16 protein-coding genes are annotated in these 19,382 nt (G+C 58.5%); 6 read left to right on the forward strand and 10 right to left on the reverse strand.

The genetic code is table 11. The features are described from left to right. Positions 1 to 114: 114 nt before the first annotated feature. Positions 115 to 1,602, forward strand: a complete 1,488-nt coding sequence (locus BM035_RS09695; RefSeq protein WP_053114765.1) for a SulP family inorganic anion transporter — start codon at positions 115 to 117, stop codon at positions 1,600 to 1,602. Between the two features lies 1 nt (position 1,603). Further along, entirely contained in the window at positions 1,604 to 2,530 is a 927-nt protein-coding gene (locus BM035_RS09700) for a universal stress protein (RefSeq protein ID WP_092031486.1), read from the forward strand. Here the strand turns inward: BM035_RS09700 and BM035_RS09705 are convergent. The 4 genes from BM035_RS09705 to BM035_RS09720 all read right to left on the reverse strand — a co-directional run bounded on the left by BM035_RS09705 (position 2,527) and on the right by BM035_RS09720 (position 6,785). Next, positions 2,527 to 3,396: a patatin-like phospholipase family protein gene (locus BM035_RS09705; protein ID WP_092031489.1), complete on the reverse strand. Its 870-nt coding sequence runs from the start codon at positions 3,394 to 3,396 to the stop codon at positions 2,527 to 2,529. The genes BM035_RS09700 and BM035_RS09705 overlap by 4 nt on opposite strands. Before the next feature lie 92 nt (positions 3,397 to 3,488). Further along, the gene (locus BM035_RS09710) at positions 3,489 to 4,670 is read right to left on the reverse strand and encodes an NAD(P)/FAD-dependent oxidoreductase (protein WP_092031492.1); all 1,182 of its coding nucleotides are present in this window, start codon (positions 4,668 to 4,670) and stop codon (positions 3,489 to 3,491) included. A gap of 150 nt (positions 4,671 to 4,820) precedes the next feature. Further along, positions 4,821 to 5,876, reverse strand: a complete 1,056-nt coding sequence (locus BM035_RS09715; protein ID WP_092031495.1) for an NAD(P)-dependent alcohol dehydrogenase — start codon at positions 5,874 to 5,876, stop codon at positions 4,821 to 4,823. A gap of 105 nt (positions 5,877 to 5,981) precedes the next feature. Beyond that, positions 5,982 to 6,785: a PhzF family phenazine biosynthesis protein gene (locus BM035_RS09720; RefSeq protein WP_092031498.1), complete on the reverse strand. Its 804-nt coding sequence runs from the start codon at positions 6,783 to 6,785 to the stop codon at positions 5,982 to 5,984. 241 nt (positions 6,786 to 7,026) lie between these two features. On the opposite strand from BM035_RS09720, the gene BM035_RS09725 reads away from it, so the two are divergent. Continuing rightward, on the forward strand, positions 7,027 to 8,442 hold the full coding sequence (locus BM035_RS09725) for an aminotransferase-like domain-containing protein (RefSeq protein WP_092031500.1): 1,416 nt from the start codon (positions 7,027 to 7,029) through the stop codon (positions 8,440 to 8,442). 6 nt (positions 8,443 to 8,448) lie between these two features. Here BM035_RS09725 and BM035_RS09730 read toward each other — a convergent pair whose 3' ends face one another. Continuing rightward, complete coding sequence (locus tag BM035_RS09730) at positions 8,449 to 9,105, reverse strand: response regulator transcription factor (protein ID WP_014576512.1); 657 nt, start codon at positions 9,103 to 9,105, stop codon at positions 8,449 to 8,451. Then, the gene (locus BM035_RS09735; protein WP_008170553.1) at positions 9,098 to 10,612 is read right to left on the reverse strand and encodes a PAS domain-containing sensor histidine kinase; all 1,515 of its coding nucleotides are present in this window, start codon (positions 10,610 to 10,612) and stop codon (positions 9,098 to 9,100) included. Before BM035_RS09735 ends, BM035_RS09730 begins: the two co-directional genes overlap by 8 nt. Positions 10,613 to 10,764: 152 nt before the next feature. Here BM035_RS09735 and BM035_RS09740 point away from each other — a divergent pair, with 152 nt between their 5' ends. Together BM035_RS09740 and BM035_RS09745 are read left to right on the forward strand one after the other, a co-directional pair. Continuing rightward, positions 10,765 to 12,393, forward strand: a complete 1,629-nt coding sequence (locus BM035_RS09740; RefSeq protein ID WP_092031503.1) for an acyl-CoA synthetase — start codon at positions 10,765 to 10,767, stop codon at positions 12,391 to 12,393. A gap of 97 nt (positions 12,394 to 12,490) precedes the next feature. Next, on the forward strand, positions 12,491 to 13,867 hold the full coding sequence (locus BM035_RS09745) for a solute carrier family 23 protein (RefSeq protein ID WP_008170547.1): 1,377 nt from the start codon (positions 12,491 to 12,493) through the stop codon (positions 13,865 to 13,867). A gap of 92 nt (positions 13,868 to 13,959) precedes the next feature. Here the strand turns inward: BM035_RS09745 and BM035_RS09750 are convergent, their stop codons facing one another. The 4 genes from BM035_RS09750 to BM035_RS09765 all read right to left on the reverse strand — a co-directional run bounded on the left by BM035_RS09750 (position 13,960) and on the right by BM035_RS09765 (position 17,896). Beyond that, the gene (locus BM035_RS09750; RefSeq protein ID WP_092031505.1) at positions 13,960 to 14,547 is read right to left on the reverse strand and encodes a DUF6448 family protein; all 588 of its coding nucleotides are present in this window, start codon (positions 14,545 to 14,547) and stop codon (positions 13,960 to 13,962) included. A gap of 199 nt (positions 14,548 to 14,746) precedes the next feature. Next, a complete protein-coding gene (locus tag BM035_RS09755; RefSeq protein WP_092031508.1) occupies positions 14,747 to 15,901 on the reverse strand; it encodes a helix-turn-helix domain-containing protein in 1,155 nt (384 codons plus the stop codon). Continuing rightward, entirely contained in the window at positions 15,892 to 17,241 is a 1,350-nt protein-coding gene (locus tag BM035_RS09760) for an ATP-binding protein (RefSeq protein ID WP_092031511.1), read from the reverse strand. Before BM035_RS09760 ends, BM035_RS09755 begins: the two co-directional genes overlap by 10 nt. Next, complete coding sequence (locus BM035_RS09765; protein WP_092031514.1) at positions 17,231 to 17,896, reverse strand: response regulator; 666 nt, start codon at positions 17,894 to 17,896, stop codon at positions 17,231 to 17,233. The genes BM035_RS09760 and BM035_RS09765 overlap by 11 nt, the downstream gene beginning before the upstream one ends. A 164-nt stretch (positions 17,897 to 18,060) precedes the next feature. On the opposite strand from BM035_RS09765, the gene BM035_RS09770 reads away from it, so the two are divergent. Continuing rightward, positions 18,061 to 19,365: a ferredoxin reductase family protein gene (locus tag BM035_RS09770; protein ID WP_092031516.1), complete on the forward strand. Its 1,305-nt coding sequence runs from the start codon at positions 18,061 to 18,063 to the stop codon at positions 19,363 to 19,365. The last annotated feature ends 17 nt before the right edge of the window (positions 19,366 to 19,382 follow it).

The following is a 19,382-nucleotide window of genomic DNA, read 5'->3' on the forward strand; positions in this document are numbered from 1 at the left end:
CTCTGGTTTAATCCCCTGAGACATATCCCTGTAGCCAACGTGAGATAGGTTGGGTGCAATCGACGGTTTTATCTCAGTTTTTTTATCTCCACAGCAATCCGGAAACCCGACATTATGGTGAATTCCCTAAAAGCCAACTGGCTTTCGAACATTCGTGGCGATGTGCTCGCCGGTATCGTCGTGGCGCTGGCACTGATCCCGGAGGCCATTGCCTTCTCGATCATTGCCGGTGTCGATCCCAAAGTGGGTCTTTACGCCTCTTTTTGTATTGCGGTGATCATTGCCTTCGTGGGTGGCCGTCCCGGCATGATTTCGGCAGCCACTGGCGCCATGGCCCTGTTGATGGTGACACTGGTTAAAGAGCATGGTCTCGAGTATCTCCTTGCTGCGACGCTGCTGACCGGTGTTCTTCAGATTGCCGCTGGCTACCTTAAGCTCGGCGGCCTGATGCGGTTCGTCTCGCGCTCGGTGGTAACCGGTTTTGTAAACGCCCTGGCCATCCTTATTTTTATGGCGCAGCTGCCCGAACTGACGAATGTTACCTGGCATGTCTACGCCATGACGGCGGCCGGCCTCGGCATCATCTACCTGTTCCCGCTGCTGCCCCGGATCGGCAAGATCCTGCCTTCACCTCTGGTGTGCATTGTGGTTCTGACCGGCGTTGCCATGTACCTGAACCTCGACATCCGCACGGTCGGTGATATGGGCGAATTGCCCGATACTCTGCCGATCTTCCTGTGGCCGGATGTGCCCCTGAACCTGGAAACCCTGATGATCATCCTGCCGTACTCCGTGGGGCTGGCTGTTGTGGGGCTGCTGGAATCGATGATGACCGCAACCATCGTCGATGACCTGACCGACACCACCAGTGACCGCAACCGTGAGTGCAAGGGTCAGGGCATTGCCAACATCGGCTCCGGCCTGCTTGGTGGTATGGCGGGCTGCGCGATGATCGGGCAGTCCATTATCAATATCAAATCCGGCGGCCGTACCCGGCTGTCGACACTGACTGCCGGTGTGTTCCTGCTGATTATGGTGTTGGTGCTGGACAAGTGGCTGGTCCAGATCCCCATGGCGGCCCTCGTTGCTGTGATGATCATGGTGTCGATTGGTACCTTCAGTTGGGGCTCGATCAAGAACCTGCGGGAACATCCGCTTTCAACCAACATCGTGATGGTTGTTACGGTGATTGTGGTGGTTGCCACCCATAACCTGGCGTTCGGCGTTCTGGCCGGCGTTCTGCTGGCGGCCCTGTTTTTTGCCAACAAAGTTGGCCATTACATGCTGGTGACCTCTGAGCTGGATGAAGCAAGCGATACCCGCACCTACACAGTGGTGGGCCAGGTGTTTTTCAGTTCCTCGGAAAAATTCACGGAATCCTTTGATTTCAAGGAAGCAGTCGATAATGTGGTCATTGATCTGAGCCGGGCCCATTTCTGGGATATCACCGCAGTCGGTGCCCTGGACAAGGCGGTCATCAAGTTCCGCCGGGAAGGCGCGGAAGTTGAGGTTATCGGGCTGAATGAAGCCAGTGCCACGATTGTTGACCGCTTTGGCGTGCACGACAAGCCGGACGCCGTTGACCAGCTGATGGGGCACTGACATGACACAGACCAAGGAATCCAACAGCGATCGCAGTCAGAATAACAATCACAAGGATCATGAAGGCGAGGTTGAGATGTTACGAGTAGTTGCCTGTATTGATGGCTCCCAGGCGGCGCCGGCGGTTTGCGATTACGCAGCCTGGGCCAGCAAGCACATGGAAACGCCCATGATGCTGCTGCACGTGCTGGACGAGGAACGTTATCCGGCGGAGCCGGATCTGGCTGGCAACATTGGTCTGGGCAGCCGTGAACAGCTGCTCGAAGACCTGGCAGAGCTGGACCGCAAGCGCGCCAAGCTGGCCCTGGAACACGGCCACCACATGCTGGATGAAGCCCAAAAGCGGGTTGGCGAAGCTGGCATCTCAGACGTGGTGCAGAGACAGCGACATGGGGACCTGACCGAGTCCCTGCTGGCGCTGGAGAATCAGACCCGGCTGCTGGTCATGGGGCTGCACGGTGAGAGCAGCTCGGAGCGTGGCACTCACATTGGCAGCCAGCTGGAGACGGTGATTCGCAGCATGCATCGCCCGATTCTCCTGGTGTCGGATGAGTACACCCAGCCTCGCAGTGCCATGCTGGCCTTCGACGGCAGTGCCACGGCGTTCAAGGGTGTGGAATTGCTGGCCGGCAGCCCGGTTCTCAAAGGCATGCCATTGCATCTGGTGATGGTTGGAGCGGATACCAATGACCGTTGGGAGCAGCTCAAAAAAGCCGAGAAAATGCTGGCAGGGCTGGAATCCGAGATCACTCTGGCGATCCGCGCCGGTGATGTGGAACCCACATTGCACGCTTACCAGGAAGAACATGATATCGACATTCTGGTGATGGGCGCCTACGGGCACTCCCGCATCCGTCAGTTCCTGGTGGGCAGTACAACCACCAGGATGCTGGAAACCGCCAGAAAGCCCCTGGTCGTCCTTCGCTAGGCCACTTCCTGGGCCAATTCCGCAAGATAGGCCATCGCGGCGCGGTGGCCTTGCTGATACCCCAGATCCAGCTTGTTCAGATCCGTGGTCAACCGGCTTACCGGAAAATTCTCCGGTGGCGCGATAATCCGGAGCCGGCAGTCCTCCGGCGGATTTCGAATGAATTCCAGTGTCTCGTTGTATCTTTCGCCCCGCCGGATTATGGCCTCGGCGAGCCCCGGTTGCTCCCGGAACATCCGCTTGGTGAGCGCCGGAAACGCCAACGGCTTCTTCTCATAGCCCAGCGGTCGGGAAAGCACCACCGTCATATCCCGGGCTCCCCGGCGATAGGCCTCCGCAACCGGAATGGAATCGGCAATTCCGCCATCACTCATGGGCTCGTCCTCCACTCTTGGATAATCACGGTAGGCCAGGGGAATGGAGCAGGAGGCGGTGAGCACGTTGTGGATGTTCTGGTCGTCGACCGGAAAATACCGGGCCTCACCGGTCACCACCGACGTGGTTGCCACCCAGAGTTTGGTGGTGCCAGACAGGTAGCGTTCCAGATCGAGTGGTACTTCCTGGTAAGACTGATGCCAGAGCCAGTGAACATCGCACAAATGCCCGCCCTGGAAGAAACGCCCCCAGTTGATGAATTCCGGCCGACAGGCGTGGTCGGTGATTACTCGATGATTTCGGCCGTGATGGCCGCAGAGGTAGCCGATGAGATTGGTTGAGCCCGCGGAGACGCCCCAGGCTTCCGTGAAAGGCTGATGCCGCTTTTCGAGAAAGGCATCGAGTACGCCGGCGGCGAAGATGCCGCGCATGGCGCCACCTTCGACAACGAGGGCATTGCTGGTTGTGGTGTCACTGTGGGTCTGGAGCATCCGTTCCCCCTATCTTGTGTGTTCTCCGGTCATGCCAATACATGAACTCAGCTTACCAGTTCGACGGTCGCTTTGGGCAGTCGGATGTGCCCTCAGGCGCTGTTGCCGGCCGCCACACCCGAAGCCCAGGCCCACTGGAAATTATGGCCGCCGAGGTGTCCGGTGACATCCACTACCTCACCGATGAAATACAGGTTTGGCTTCTCCAGCACCGCCATGGTTTTGGAGGAGAGCTGGCGTGTATCCACACCCCCCAGGGTAACCTCTGCCGTGCGGTAGCCCTCGGTTCCCGCCGGCTTGATCGACCAATGGCCGAGGACATCGGCAACCTGCTCAATATCGCTGTTCTTGTAGCCCTGCAAGGGACCGGTCCAGCCCTGCAGTTCGTTGAAGGCCTGGGCAAACCGTTTTGGCAGGTGCTGGGTCAGGTAGTTTGCAATGGTTGACTGCGGGCGGGTTTTCCGGAGGTTCAGCAGGTCATCCTTGATGCGGCAGGCCGGCAGCAGATCGATGGCCAGGCTGTCGCCCGGCTCCCAGAAACTGGAAATCTGGAGCATCGCCGGGCCACTGAGCCCGCGATGGGTGACCAGCATCGGTTCCCGGAAGTGCTGGTCATGGCACTGCACGTCAACGGGACAACTGACACCGGACAAAGGCGCGAGCTGGTCTTTCAATTCCGGCTGCAGGGTAAAGGGTACCAGGCCCGCGCGGGTGGGAAGTATGTCCAGCCCGAACTGCTCGGCTACCCGGTAACCGAATGCGGTGGCGCCCATGGTGGGAATCGACAGGCCACCGGTGGCGATCACCAGGGATTCACAGGTGAGATCGCCGGAGCCGACGCTCAGGCGGTAGCCGCTGTCGATTTCGGTAATGCGGTCGACCGTTGTTTTCATTCTCACTTCTGCTCCTGCCCACTCGCATTCGGTCAGCAGCATATTGAGAATGTCCTTGGCGCTGTCTTTGCAGAACAACTGACCAGGGGTTTTTTCCTCATGTTCAATGCCGTGGCGGTCTACAAGTTCCAGAAAGTCCTGGGGGGTATAGCGCTTTAGCGCAGAAATGCAGTAGTGCGGGTTATCCGAAAGGAAGTTGGCCGGCGTACTGTTCAGGTTTGTGAAATTGCAGCGTCCGCCGCCGGACATCAGGATTTTCTTGCCGGGTTTATTGGCGTGGTCCAACACCAGCACGCTGCGGCCGCGATAGCCCGCAGTGGCCGCGCACATCAGGCCTGCTGCGCCAGCGCCGATAATAATGACATCGTAGTGTGAAGGCATGGGGTAACCACAAACCGGGTACGAACATTGAGTGGGCGAATTATACGGATATGGGGGGCTGGCGTCTGTGGTGCCGGGGTAACCACGTATGAAGTGGCGGGATGAGAAGGAGTCGGAGACCGGGCCCGTGAGGCCCGGTCTCCTGCGCAGCTACCCGTTTTTCAGGGTTTGCATATTGATCACGAAGCGATACTTCACGTCGCCTTTTTTCATGCGCTCGTAGGCCTCATTGAGGTTGTTTATGTCGAGCATCTCGACGTCGCAGCTGATGTCGTGCTCTGCGCAGAAATCCAGAACTTCCTGGGTTTCCGGCATGCCACCGATCAGCGACCCGGCCAGAACTCGGCGCTTGAATACCAGAGCGCCAGCCTCTACCGGTGGCTCTACCGGCTCCAGCAGGCCAACCAGTATGTGAGTGCCATCGTGCTTCAGGCAGTTGAGGTAAGGGTTCAGATCGTGCTGGACCGGAACCGTGTCCAGCATGAAATCAAAGGTTTCAGCGGCTGCGGCCATCTGATCTTCATCGGTGGAGATCACTACATGATCGGCACCCTGCTTTTTCGCTTCCGGAACCTTGCTCTCGGAGCGGGTGAAAATGGTCACCTCCGCGCCAAGTGCCCGGGCGAATTTAACACCCATGTGCCCGAGACCGCCCATGCCGATAACACCGACCTTGTGGCCCGCTTTGACGCCATAATGGCGCAGCGGCGAGTAGGTGGTGATGCCGGCGCAAAGCAGAGGCGCAGCGGCCTTGATGTCCAGCTTTTCCGGAATGCGAACGACAAACCGTTCGCTGACGGTAATGCGCTCGGAATAGCCGCCAAAGGTGATGGAGTGATCGTGGCGTTCCTGGCCGTTGTAGGTGGAGGTCATGCCTTCGCTGCAGTACTGCTCCAGACCTGCTTCACAAGCTGAGCAGGTACGGCAGGAATCCACCATGCAACCGACGCCGACGACATCGCCTACGTTAAAGCTTTTGACCTCGGGACCAACGGCCGTGACCCGCCCCACAATTTCGTGGCCGGGGACAACCGGATACTCGGTGATCCCCCAGTCGTTCTGTGCAAAATGAATGTCGGTATGGCAGACCCCGCAGTAGTCGATCTCGATCGCAACGTCATCGGGACGTGGATCCCGGCGGTCTATGGTATGAGGTGCCATGCCGGACGTTGGTGACTGTGCTGCAAATGCTTTGGTCGCTGTCATCACTTCGCCTCTGTTTCAGAATTGAGGGTAAGTTTACGAAACTGACCGTCAGAGCTATCACCGGCGACCATGTCGGTTTTTTCATTTGCACTCTGCAAGTGTGCCTCACAAATGAATGGCGCCTTCCATAAAGAAGGCTGCCTGGCCGGCAATGTCGACGCGATCCCCCTTTAACTCGCAGCGAAGTACACCGCCCCGGGCAGAAATCTGCCAAGCCTCAAGCTCGGTTTTGCCCAGTTGTTCGGACCAGTAAGGCACCAGCACGCTGTGAATGGAACCGGTGACCGGGTCCTCATCAATGCCGGCGCCAGGCGCGAAATAGCGGCTGACAAAATCGCAGTTGTTGCCAGGTGCGGTGATGATCAGCCCCTGGTTGCCCAGTTGCTTTAATTTGCGCAGATCCGGTTGCGCAGACCGCACAGCGTCTTCGTCCTTCAGGACCACCATGTAATTGGTGTCGTTTGGAACAAAAAACGCAGTATCAGGCGCGCTGTCCAGAGCTTCCCGAATCAGGGCCGGCGTGGGCTGTTCCTCGTAGGCCAGATTCGGGAAATCGAGTACCAGCCAGCCGTCGTCGGATTGCCGGACGGATAGCGGGCCGCTTTTGGAGCGTAAACGGATTTGCTCTCTGTCCCAGCCGAGTTTGTTGAAGATGATCCAGGCGCTGGCCAGGGTGGCATGGCCGCACAGTGGTACCTCTGTGCCCGGAGTAAACCAGCGGATATGGAAATCCGCGTCCTCGCCGGCCGGAAGAGGCACGAAAAAGGCTGTTTCGGAGAGGTTGTTCTCCGCGGCAAGCGAGAGCATGAGGTTATCTGGCAGCCACTGGTCCAGCGGCATGACCGCGGCCGGGTTGCCACCGAACACCTCGCTGGTGAACGCATCAACCTGATAGATGGGTAAAGTCACGGTCTCTTCTCCTATTTCAAAGCGCTGGCCTGTTTGGAAATATCATCTGATTTCGAGCCTATTGTAGGAAAAGATCTGACTGCCATAACAGATTCAGATAATCTGGTTTTGAACCGGTACAGAATGCATTTGGTGAGATCTGTACTGGTCATATCGGAAGCAATCTGTACTGCACCGAACAGCTCGGGTTCTGGTGCAATAGATCATTATCACGATGAAGCTTCGCAGGCGAGGGCGGGCAATGGGCATTCTCTACAACCAGGTCGCGGATCAGCTTCAGGGGCTGATTCATGAAGGCGTGTACCGGGACGGCGAACGGCTACCGGGCGTGCGACAGTTGAGCCGGCAGTTCGGGGTTAGCATCTCGACCATCCTCCAGGCACACCAGACGCTGGAGGCGCGGGGCTTCCTGCAGGCCCGGGAACGTAGCGGCTACTTCGTGCGGCTGCCGACTGTGGACGCCCCCGAGCCTGTTATGCGCCGACACCGAAGCCGTCCGGTTCCAGTCAGTGCAAGGGAGATGACCCTGGACCTGTGCGCGGACGAACAGAAGCGCATGGTACCGCTGGCTACGGCGATCCCCCACCCGGATTACCTGCCGCTCCGCCAGATCCAGCACAGCACGCTCTGGGCGGCACGCCGGGGTCTGGAAACCCTGGACTATGCCTTTCCCGGCAAGGAATCGTTCCGCCGGCAGATCGCCCAGCGGATGGCGACCCTCGGTGTGCCGGTGACGCCAGACGACGTACTTGCCACCAATGGCGCCCAGGAGGCGATCATACTGGCGCTGAGGGCGGTAACCCAGCCCGGAGATATTGTGGCCGTGGAATCGCCGTCTTTCCCCGGCATTCTTCAGGCTCTGGAAGTGGTCGGACTGAAGGTCATTGAAATTCCAACGCATCCTTCCGAGGGTCTGAGCCTTGAAGGCCTGCAACTGGCCCTGGAACAGTGGCCCCTCAAAGCCTGTGTGGTCGTGACCAATCACAGCAACCCCATGGGTGCGCAAATGTCCGACGAGCGCAAGAAGCAGCTGGTCTCCATGCTGGCGGCAGCGGCTGTTCCGCTGATCGAGGACGACATCTACGGCGACCTTCACCACACCGGGGACCGGCCGAAACCGGCCAAGGCCTTTGATCGGGCGGACAATGTGATTTATTGCAGTTCGTTTTCGAAGACTATTTCACCGGGCCTCCGGCTGGGCTGGATGGTGCCGGGGCGGCATATGGCCAGCGCCAGGCAGCACAAGTATTTCGTTAATCTGGCCACGTCATCGATTCCACAGATGGCGGTAGCGCATTTTCTGGAGCAGGGCGGCTATGATCGCTACCTCCGTTCAGCCCGGCAGCACTATCGCGATGCCACCGAACGGATGCGGACTGCTGTGGCCAGGGCCTTCCCGGAAGGTACGGCAGTGAGCCGTCCCCAGGGTGGGTTTGTGCTATGGGTCCAGTTGCCCGACGGCGTTTCCGGCACCGAGGTTTACCACAGGGCCAGGGCGGAGGATATCAACGTGGCGCCGGGGCTGATGTTCTCAACCGCCGACAAATACGACAATTGCCTGAGACTGAACAGCGCCAACCCCTGGAGTGAGCGCATCGAGCATGCCGTGGCCAGGCTGGGTGTGCTGGCGCACGACGTCCAGTCTGCGGCGCGTTAGTGCCGTTCAGGTTTTCTCGCCACGCATGTCCAGCGGATCGAGAAGGCCGGCGGCAATGGCGGTGCCGGTCACATCCGGCAAGCGATCGGCGCCCAGGCGTTTCATGACTCGTGCCCGGTAGAGATCAATCGTCTTGACACTGACATCCAGCTGTTCTGCGATTTCCCGGCTCGTGTAGCCCTGGGCCAGTGGCAGGAACACGTCCCGTTCACGGCGGGTGAGGGTGGCCAGCAGGGCTTCGGTTGCCTCATCACCCTGCAACTGTGGAGCGGACTGCTGATGTTCCTGCAGCGCCTGTTGGACGCTGTCCAGGAGCAGTTGTTCATTGAACGGCTTCTCGATGAAATCGAAGGCCCCGGACTTGAACGCCCTCACCACAATGGGAACGTCGGCGTGCCCGGAGACAAAGATGATCGGCAGGTCCAGCCCCCGCTTCTGAAGCTCCTCCTGAACGTTCAGGCCGCCCAGCCCGGGCATCCGCACATCCAGAACCACGCAGCCCGCTTTCTTGTTGCCAACCGCATCCAGGAATTTCCGGCCGTCGCTGTAGGCTTCCACGTTCAAGCCGACCGATTCCAGCAACCACTGGGTGGATTCCAGCATGCCGGCGTCGTCGTCAACCACATAAACGGTGGTGGCTTCCGGTGTCGCTTGATCACTCATCTGGCTGCATCTCCGTGTTCGGGGTTCTGTTCTTGTGGCCCGGGCCGGCCGGGAAACGGCAGATCAGGGAGAGTCCGCCCGTTGCTGCCGGCCTGGCGTCCAGGAAGCCTCCAAAGCCTTCGATAATCGAACGGCTCATCGAGAGCCCGAGGCCAAGCCCCTGGGGCTTGCTGGTATAGAACGGCTGGAACATCTGGCGAATGCCCTGCGCGTCGAGCCCCGGGCCTTCGTCGATGACCTCAATCAGGGTTTCGTTCTGATCGTTGATGCAGGTCGTTATGGCGATCTGCGAGTGTGGGCCCGGGTTGTCCTCACCGCGAGCCTCAACAGTGGCTTCGATACCGTTGCGGATCAGATTGATCAGCACCTGTTCCAGAAGCACCGGGTCGGCGGTGATGACGGGCGCACAACAGGCCAGATTCTCGCGGATCTGCACTTTGTTTTTCTCGGCCTCCCATTGGCAAAGACGGGCGACATTGCTGACGACTTCATTCAGTGCGATTGGTGCGGTCCGCTTCTGCCCCTTGCGCAGGAAGGCTCGCAAACGTTTGATGACCTCCGAGGCCCGGTTGGCATGGTGAACAATCTTCTGGAGGCCATCGTCCACTCGATCGAGGCATTCGGGATTGGTTCGGGCGCTTTTGAGATAGCGCTGGCTGGCGCTGGCAAAGTTCACGATGGTGGCCAATGGCTGGTTCATCTCGTGGGCAATGCTTGAGGCAAGCTCCCCCAGAGTGGCGAGCCTGGCGGTGTGGGCGAGTTCGTCGGCCAGCCTGCGGTTGTTCTCCTCGGACTCTACCCGGGCGGTGATATCCCGGGATACGCTGATGACTTCAATCACAGCGCCAGTGTAGGTTTCCCGAATGGCCCTGCTGGCAATCTCGAACCAGCGGCGGGAACCGTCCCGGTGAATAATCTCAAGGGTCATGGTGGCGTAGCCGTCGTCCCGTAGCTGGTTGCGGGTTTCAGCCAGCTTCTGAACCACCTGATCGCCCCGGAAAATTTCTTCCAGGGGCTTACCCCTCAGTTCTTCCGGCCAGTAGCCCAGCAGCCGCCAGGATGCGGGCGTGGCATCGATAAACCGTCCGTCCGGGGCATGGCGGGAAATGAGGTCGGTGGTGTTCTCGGTAATCAGCCGGTAAAGACGGTTGGAGCGGGTCGCTTCTTCCCGGTTGATGATTTCGTCTGTAGCGTCTCTGGCCCGCGCCAGAACCGTCGAGCTCCCGATATCGGGGACGAACGTCCACACCAGGAAACGCTCGGTGGTGTCTGCCGGAATTCTGGCTTCCACATTCTCGATCGACCGTTCCTGCTCCAGGGACGACTTCACAAGCGCCTGAACGTTGATCGGCAGCAGATGGAACAGCGAGGTCAGGTTGGCGTTCTGGCAAAGATGATGGCTGGCCAGGTTGCCCTCCAGAACGCTGCCTGTCGCATCCAGGATCAAACCGGGTTGCGGGTCGGCGTCATGCAAACTAAATACACTTGGAGTGGAAAAATCGTTCATGGCTTATCGTTATAGTAAATTAACTATAATACGTTGGTATAGTTTCTAGTGTTTTTGCTATCCAATACTATTCTGACCAGCCCGAAGTATAGCTAGTTTAGCGATATTCCTGAATACGCCATAAGAACAACAGTACTCAAGAGGACCACGCAATGACCTCGATATTTGATCAAGGCCTGGCGCCCGTCGACGCCAACTACGCCGTCCAATCCCCCGTTGATTTCATCGAACGGACCGCCACGGTTTACCCGGAGTATCCCGCCGTCATTCACGGGGCCATCCGTTACAACTGGGCGCAGACCTACGAACGTTGCCGCCGTCTGGCATCAGCCCTCAAAGGGCGCGGCATCGGACGCGGTGATACCGTTGCTGTCATGCTTCCGAATATTCCCGCAATGGTGGAAGCCCATTTCGGGGTGCCCATGATTGGCGCGGTGCTGAACACCCTGAACGTTCGCCTGGACGCTGAGGCTATCGCCTTCATGCTGGATCACGGTGAGGCCAAGGTTGTGATTGCCGACCGGGAGTTCGGTGAGGTGATCAGGGACGCCGTCAGCCGGCTGGACACCAAGCCGCTGGTGATCGATGTGGACGATCCAGAGTATGGCGAGGGTGTTCAGGTCAGCGATCTGGACTACGAGGCGTTCCTGCAGGAAGGGGATCCGGCATTCCAGTGGAGCTTCCCGGAGAACGAGTGGGATGCGATCTCTCTCAACTACACCTCCGGCACTACCGGCAATCCAAAAGGTGTGGTCTATCATCATCGTGGCGCCTACATCAATGCCATCGGCAACCAGACAGTCTGGTCCATGGACATGCATCCGGTGTACCTGTGGACCTTGCCGATGTTCCACTGCAACGGCTGGTGCTTCCCCTGGACTATCACCGCAATGGCAGGGACCCACGTCTGCCTGCGCCGGGTTGACCCTGAGAAGATCCTGCAGCTGATCCGCGATCATCAGGTTACCCATATGTGCGGCGCTCCGATTGTTCTCAACGCGCTGCTGAACGTGCCGGAATCCGCCAAGGCGGGTATCGATCACGAAGTGAAATCCATGACAGCCGGCGCGGCGCCCCCCGCTCAGGTCATTGGTGCCATCGAGGAAATGGGCATCCAGGTGACTCACGTTTACGGCCTGACCGAAGTCTATGGTCCGGTAACCGTTTGTGCCTGGAAATCCGAGTGGGATGAGCTGCCACTGCATGATCGTGCCCGGAAAAAGGCCCGTCAGGGCGTTCGCTATCACACCCTGGCAGGCACCATGGTCGGCGATCCGAACACCATGGAAGCGGTGCCGAAAGACGGCAAAACCATTGGTGAAATCTTCCTGCGCGGTAATACCGTGATGAAGGGTTACCTGAAAAACCCCAAGGCTACCGAAGAGGCTTTCCGGGGCGGATGGTTCCATACCGGTGACCTGGCGGTATGGCACGAAGACGGTTACATGGAGATCAAGGATCGCCTGAAGGACATCATCATTTCGGGCGGCGAGAACATCTCCACCATTGAGGTCGAGGATACCCTGTATCGTCACCCGGCTGTGCTTGAGGCGGCTGTGGTTGCCCGGCCTGACGAGAAGTGGGGCGAAACCCCCTGCGCCTTTGTGACCCTGAAGCCGGAAGCCGGTGATGTCAGCGAAGAAGACATCATCAACTTTTGCCGCGAGCATCTGGCCCGGTTCAAGGTACCGAAGACCATCGTCTTCTCGGAGCTGCCCAAAACCTCCACGGGTAAGATCCAGAAGTTCGTGCTGAGGGACCAGGCCAAAGAACTGGACTGATTCCCCGATCGGCTGCGCCGGCCCCGGCGCAGCCGAATTAAACCAGAAAAAACAACGCTGTCAGGCACACGCGCCGCGTGAGCCCGGAGACCTTTTTATGCAAATGTTTCACCGAAAGAACGGGGAAGAGCAGCCGTTCTGGCCGGCCGGTCCCTTCAAGGTTCGTCTGCCGTTCGTTCATTACCGCTGGGAGTTCGCGGAGATGGTGCAGGCTCTGATCATGTTCGTGGTCAGCCTGGCCATGATTCCCCTTCTTGAGAAATACCTGGGTGTGCCCTACGACGTGGCTCTGGCTTACGTGGTGATCTGTGGTATCGGTTTCATGCTGCCGGCACTGCTGGGTGTTCCCCTGGTTCCGGGCTGGATTACGCCGGGGATTCCTGTGGTTCTGCTGTTCCTGAGCGACTATGAGCCGGGCCCCGAGGCGATTCAGGCGCTGTTCGCGCTGCAGTTCCTGGTGTTCATTATCTTCCTGGTTCTGGGTATTACCCGCCTGGGCAGCAAACTGGTGGAGCTGATTCCCCGTTCCATGAAAGGCGGGATTATCATCGGTGCCGGTATCGCCGCCCTGATGGGTGAGATTGAGGCAGGCGGCCGTCTCGCCAACACGCCGATCTCCCTGATCATCGGTGGCCTGGTGTGCCTCTACCTGATGTTCTCGGTATCGTTCAAAGGTTTTGTGGAAAGCAATTCAATCGCCCGCAAGATTGCCAACTACGGCATGGTGCCGGGTATGGTGGTTGCGATCCTGGTTGGCTTTGCAACTGGCGAATACGAGGTGCCCAATGTGGAGTGGGGCATCACCAAACCCGCGTTTGATGAGCTGTGGAACTACCTGCCGTTCGCCGTCGGATTCCCGGATGCCAACGTCTTCCTGTACGCCATTCCCACGGCGGTGATCGCCTACGTGATTGCCTTCGGCGATATCGTGGTCGGCCAGTCATTGATGAACCGCGTTGATCATCTGCGCAAAGACGAAGATATCGATAACAGCATCGACCGGGTGCATCTGGTAACCGCTATCCGCAATGGTGGCCACGCGTTCTTCGCACCCTATCCGGGGCTGGCGGGCCCGATCTGGACGGCTGTCACTGCCACCATGGCCGAGCGCTACAAGTACGGTCGTAACGCCATGGACTCCATCTACAGTGGCGGCGGTACTTTCTGGATTACGGGTTTTATTGCGCTTTTCGTTCTGCCGCTGGTGAGCTTCTTCCAACCGGTGCTGCCGATTGCCCTGTCACTGACACTGCTGCTGACCGGCTATATCTGCCTGATGGTAGGCCTGGAGCAGCTGGAGAATAACACCGAGCGTGGCATCGCCGGCACTATGGGTGTGGTTCTCGCGGTATACGGTGCAGGTTGGGGCCTGGCCACCGGCGCCGTCCTCTATTTCCTGATTGAACGTACCAAATTGCTTGGCTTTACCGCCGACCCGGAAGCGCCGGGCGTACAAGCCGCAGAAGAGCACTAAACCAGCGCCTTCCGGCTCTGCACCGGAAGGCGCTGACCCCCTGTGTGTCCTTGGGAGGCTTCGTGCCTCCCTTTTTTCGTTGCGCGGCAGCTTCAATGACCGTGTTTACCCGCTCCAGCCGCACCGTGAACAGCTTCTACGTAATGGATGTAGTCAACATAGTCGGTCACGAAGTGGCGCCCTTCCTTGACACTCTGATCGGCGCTGGCCAACGAGTTGTGGGCCTGGTCATAGCGTTCCCGAATCCCGGTCTCTATTTTCCGGGTGATGTTTGCAATCAGCTGGTCAATCTCGCCGTTGCTTAGTGCAGCATCTGCCGCCTTCAGTCCGGGGTCGATGTTCCCTGCCGGCTTGATCCCGGTAAAGGGTGCACCCTCGGAGGCACGATGAACTTTTACCAGTGTTGCAAAGAGATGCTTGTCTGCAATTTTGCGTACCTTCTCGCCCTCGCCCCGGATGTCCCGGACATCGGCGAATACACGCCTGATTTCGGCCTCGTCCTCGGCGGGAACCCATTTCAGTAGTGGGGTAACATCACCGGCTTCGAGCGCTGCCCGGGCTTCGGTAATGACAGGGCCATCCAGCGCATCGCAATGGGCCTGGGCATTACCTGCCAGCATGAGCCCCAGGAGGACGGCAGCACTTGCGGTAAAGGTGGCTTTTCGTAGTTTGGTTTTCATGGACGTTTCCTCGCGTTTTGGTGATTGAGACAAGTTCCGGTTTCGGTGGAACCTGGGAACCAGCTTAGGGAAAACGCCCCGGCGAATCGTTCGCAAACGTGAAGTCAGACCTGGAAAGTGGTAGGCATAAAAGACATATAAACCAATGGGTTGGAGGTTCTTGTTTGCGGGCATCCAAAGTCGAACGCCATGGCTGGTCTCACGATGAGGGTTGGGTGCGGTTGTTGTCGTTGCGAGTGTGCATGCGACGGAAATCGCTGGGGGTCAGACCAGTGTTGTTTTTGAAAGCCGTATTGAAAACGGACTTGGAATTGAAGCCGGAATCGTACATCACCTGCAGGATGCTGGAAGTGTCCGAAGGATCGGCCAGTCGACGCTTCGCTTCCTGTACGCGGTAGCTACTGACAAATTCGAAGAAATTGCACCCGAACCCCTGGTTTATCGCTCGGGAGACCTCTCTGGGGTGGGCTCCGACTTTTTGAGCGAGCTGCTCCAGCGTAAGGTTCGAGTAAAGATAGGGTTTATCCTCTGCCATAAACTGTGCCAGTTTCTGTTTAAGGTGCTGATCAAATTCAGGAACTGTGGTGTCGTCCAGCAGCGCAGCCTGGTCGGCTGCCAGCCCCGTGAAAATTACCGGCTGTCGAAGCGCATTAACCATCAAAAAGTTGATAAACAGAAACCCGGTAACAGCGCCGGCCCCTGCCACCCAATCGGCGCCCGGTGCGCTTTTGAAGACATGGGCCGTCATGCAGTAGAACATACTGACTGTCCAGGCTATTGCGTAGCCAATCAGAAGTAGTCTTAACCATGAGAGCTGTTTGTTTTCGATACTTGAAAAGACCTGTCGCAGGCTGAGGCCGAAGCGGTTGATGGTGCGAATGGTGGCGTACAGGTACCCGAGGAAAACAGCGTGAATGGCAACAGCGAGCAGAGGCGAGGTCAACACGCCCGGATGATCGCGTTCGTTCAGAATGCGGAGTTTTTCGCCGGTTGGCTGCAAATAGTACTCGATCAGGAAAATGGCACCGACGACCCAGAACAGTAGGGTGTGAACGAGATGCTCCTTACGCAAGCGGAAATCCTGATACATCAGAGCCCGGGTGTATAAAAAGAGCGTGCCCGCCTGCAGTAGCCCGATAAGGGTGCCGAGGTACGCCAGATTGGGGTGTGCAAGCGCCAGTCCGCTGCTGTAGAGAAAAATCTCTCCAAGCCCGGCCGCGAAGAAAACCAGTGTCGCAACAAGAAGCTGGTTGCTTACCAGTCGATTATTGGGTGGAAGCAATAAGAATGTGGCCAGACTCAGCGCCTGAATAATACTGGTCAGCAGAATGAGGTCGGTCAAGGTCAGGTACACTGGCCAGAATCCCTGCCGGCATGGGTTACATTGATGTCTGCTTCGAAACCATCCGCCCGTCCGGTTGCCGGCGAGCGCAAATGCAGGGTCATACCAGCACCCGAAGCAATGGCATCGGCTATGGCGAGTCCCAGGCCGGAGCCGGCGGACTTGGTGTCGTAGCGGGAAAACCGGTTTCGCAGCAGGGTCAGTTGTTCTGGAGGCACGATGTCGCCTCCGTTGCAGACTCTCACGCTGCCATCGTCGGTCATGATTATGTCGACGGGCTGTTGCATGGAGCCGTGCTTCAGAGCGTTTTCGATCAGGTTGCGGGCCAGAATGGCAAAGGCATCCGGATCCAGGAAGGAGTTCACTTCATGGTCCGGCAAAGTCAGGCGAATCCGGCCAGGCGCCAGAGGTTCAAAGTCGCGGGTGATCATCGCGAGTATCGGCACAAGGTCATGCGGTTTTTGTGAAAGTGCGCCTCCGCCTTCGGCCTTGGCAAGTTCGAGCAGCTTGCCGGACAATGTGGACAGGCCATGCAGCGCCTCTTCGATCTCGGCCACATTCTCTCTCAGGCGGTTATCCTCAAGCTGTGTTTTCAACCGTTGCACTTTGGCCAGCGCCGTGGCCAGTGGGGTGCGCAATTCGTGAGCGCTGTTGGCGGTGAAACTCCGTTCTGCGTCAAGCGCGCGATTCAGCCGCTCCAGCAGCCGATTGACGGCAACCGCTGTTGGTTCGAACTCTTCAGGGAGCGCGTCTTTGTCCACGGGTGAGAGGTCGCTGGCTCCCCGGGCTTCGATCGAGTGCTGGAATTCGATCACCGGGCGCAGGGATAACCGGACAACCCACCAGATCCCGAACAGGCTGACCGGAATCAGGACAATCAGCGGCACCAATAGAGCCAGGCCAGCTTCCAGCGCGGCTTCGCGCCGGTGGGCCAGGGGTTCGGCGACTTCAATGTAGAGGGTGTCGTTGACCGCCGAAGCAACATAGATGCGATGGGTGGTGGTATTGGTGAAACCTTCGCGGGGCAGTTCCGCGAAGATATCGGGGTTGGCATCGTGGGACTGCAGCAGAAGGTTGCCCTGGCGATCCCTGACCACGTAGGTGAGGTACTCGTCATGCTCTTTCAGTGCAGGAGCGGTTTGATTGCCGGTAATGGTATCGCGATTCAGGATGTCGGTAACGGCCAGCGGCAAAATGCGTTGCGCAGTTTCCTCAAGGGCGCTGTCGAAGACTTCGTTCATTTCATGCTGCGCCACCAACCCGGACGCGGCAACGCCCAGCAGCCACAGGAGAGTGGCTCCCAGGGTGAGGCCAATGCCCAGGCGTTTTTGCAGGCTGCGGTTACGACTCATGGGTTTCCAGACGGTAGCCCATGCCCCGGACCGTTACGATGGCATCGCGCCCCAGCTTTTTTCGCATACGGCTGACATAGACTTCAATGGTGTTGCTCTCGATTTCCGCCCCGAAGGCATACAGCCGATCCTCCAGTTGCTGCCTTGAAAGCAGCATCCCGGGTCGCTGGATAAAGCCCTCAAACAAGGCCCACTCGCGGGCGGTCAGTTCCACCGGTTGACCATTGCGCTGGATGCGGTGATCGCGAAGATCCACCTCCAGGTTACCCACTTGGATCCGCGGATTCGGGTTGCCTCTGTAACGACGGGCGACGGCAGCCACACGGGCGGACAGTTCGGACAGATCAAAGGGTTTTATCAGGTAGTCGTCGGCACCGGCATTCAGTCCCTCAATGCGGTCAGATACCTGGTCCCGCGCCGTGAGAATAATCACCGGGGTGCTGTTTCCGCTGGCTCTGATGGTTTTCAGAAAATCCAGGCCATGGCCATCCGGGAGCATCAGGTCGAGAAGAATCAAATCGTAGGTGGTGGTTCGGAAGCCTGCTTCAGCAAACCTCAGTGACTCCACCCAGTCCACGGCATGGCCTTCCTCGGTGATCTGATCCCGCACGGCCTCGCCCAGGCCCACGGTATCTTCCACCAGCAATATCCGCATAGCTCACCTCTGATGCAATTTCCGACGAAGATACTACAGCCAGAACCTGACGGCAGCCTGAAAAGTCAAGGATCGGCCCTGTTTTCTGATCCGCTTCAGCTGGCTGTCAGGTTCCGGCGCTAGCCTGATCGTGACGATTCCCGGAACTGATCAGAGGAGACACCATGATCCGGCTGATATTACCTTTCATTCTTGTGGTTACCGGCCTGTGGGCATGGAGCCTGACAACATCGGGCGGGGCCTGGTCCGTCTATGATCAGGGCCTCTTGCTCAGCGGCTGGTTATCCATCGCCTTACTGTCCCTGACCATGATGCTGGCCCTACGCCCGGCCTGGCTTGAACGACCCATGGGTGGGCTGGACAAGATCTACCGAACCCATAAATGGGCGGGCATTCTTGCGGTGACCTTCGCGGCGGCTCACTGGTTGATCGAGATGGGGGACGATGTCATCGAATCAATCTTCGGTGGAGCCAGTCGACTCGAAGACCAGCACGATTCGGGGTTGGTCGAAGCCATGCGAGATGCGGCAGAAGAGGTGGGCGAGTTTGCCATTTACCTGTTGTTCGCCATGTTGCTGATTACCCTGTTGCGTAAGTTCCCCTATCGGTACTGGCGGTATCTGCACCGGGCAATGCCTGCGCTTTACCTGCTGCTCGCGTTCCATGCTGCCTGGCTGGCCCCGCTCGACTGGTGGCAGCAGCCTATCGGTTGGCTGATGGCAGCCCTGTTATCAGGTGGCAGCCTTGCCAGCGTGCTTTCACTGGCCGGAAGAGTCGGTCGGCATCGTCAGGTGCAGGGCACTATCTCAGCCATCGATACCCCGGAACCGAATATCACCGAGGTGACTTTGGACCTGGGCCAGGCCTGGCGGGGGCATCGGCCCGGGCAGTTTGCCCTGGTGACGTTCAACAAGCTGGAAGGCTCTCATCCCTTCACCATTGCCAGTGCCGATGGTGGTGATGGCCGCGTCACTTTTCTGATCAAGTCTCTTGGCGACTTCACCCGCAACCTTGCCCATAAGATCAGGGTGGGTCAGCCGGTGACCGTGGAAGGTCCCTACGGTTGCTTCGATTTCAACCGAAGAAATCGCAAGGCCCACCAGATCTGGATTGCCGGCGGTATTGGTGTCACGCCGTTTCTCGCCTGGCTCGAAGCGGCGAGTGCCGCCAACCAGCCCGAACCCGAAGCGGATTTGCATTACTGCACCCGCAACGCGGGCCAGGACCCGGTGGTAGAGCGGCTTCAGGCCCTTTGCCAGGACTTTCCGGGCATCAAGCTGCAGATTCACGACAGCAGCATGGGGGAGAGCCTTTCGGCAGAAGCCTTGTCTGCCAGTAAGTCCTCGGGTGCCAGGGCCGAAGTCTGGTTCTGTGGCCCGGCAGGACTGGGGCAGACCCTGGAGCGGGGATTGCGGGCGGCACCGTTGCGTTTGTCACGCTTCCATAAGGAAGCCTTCCAGTTCCGTTAATCATTTCCGGGGCGTTC

This window comes from Marinobacter sp. DSM 26671, from assembly GCF_900112835.1.
Lineage (GTDB): Bacteria > Pseudomonadota > Gammaproteobacteria > Pseudomonadales > Oleiphilaceae > Marinobacter > Marinobacter flavimaris.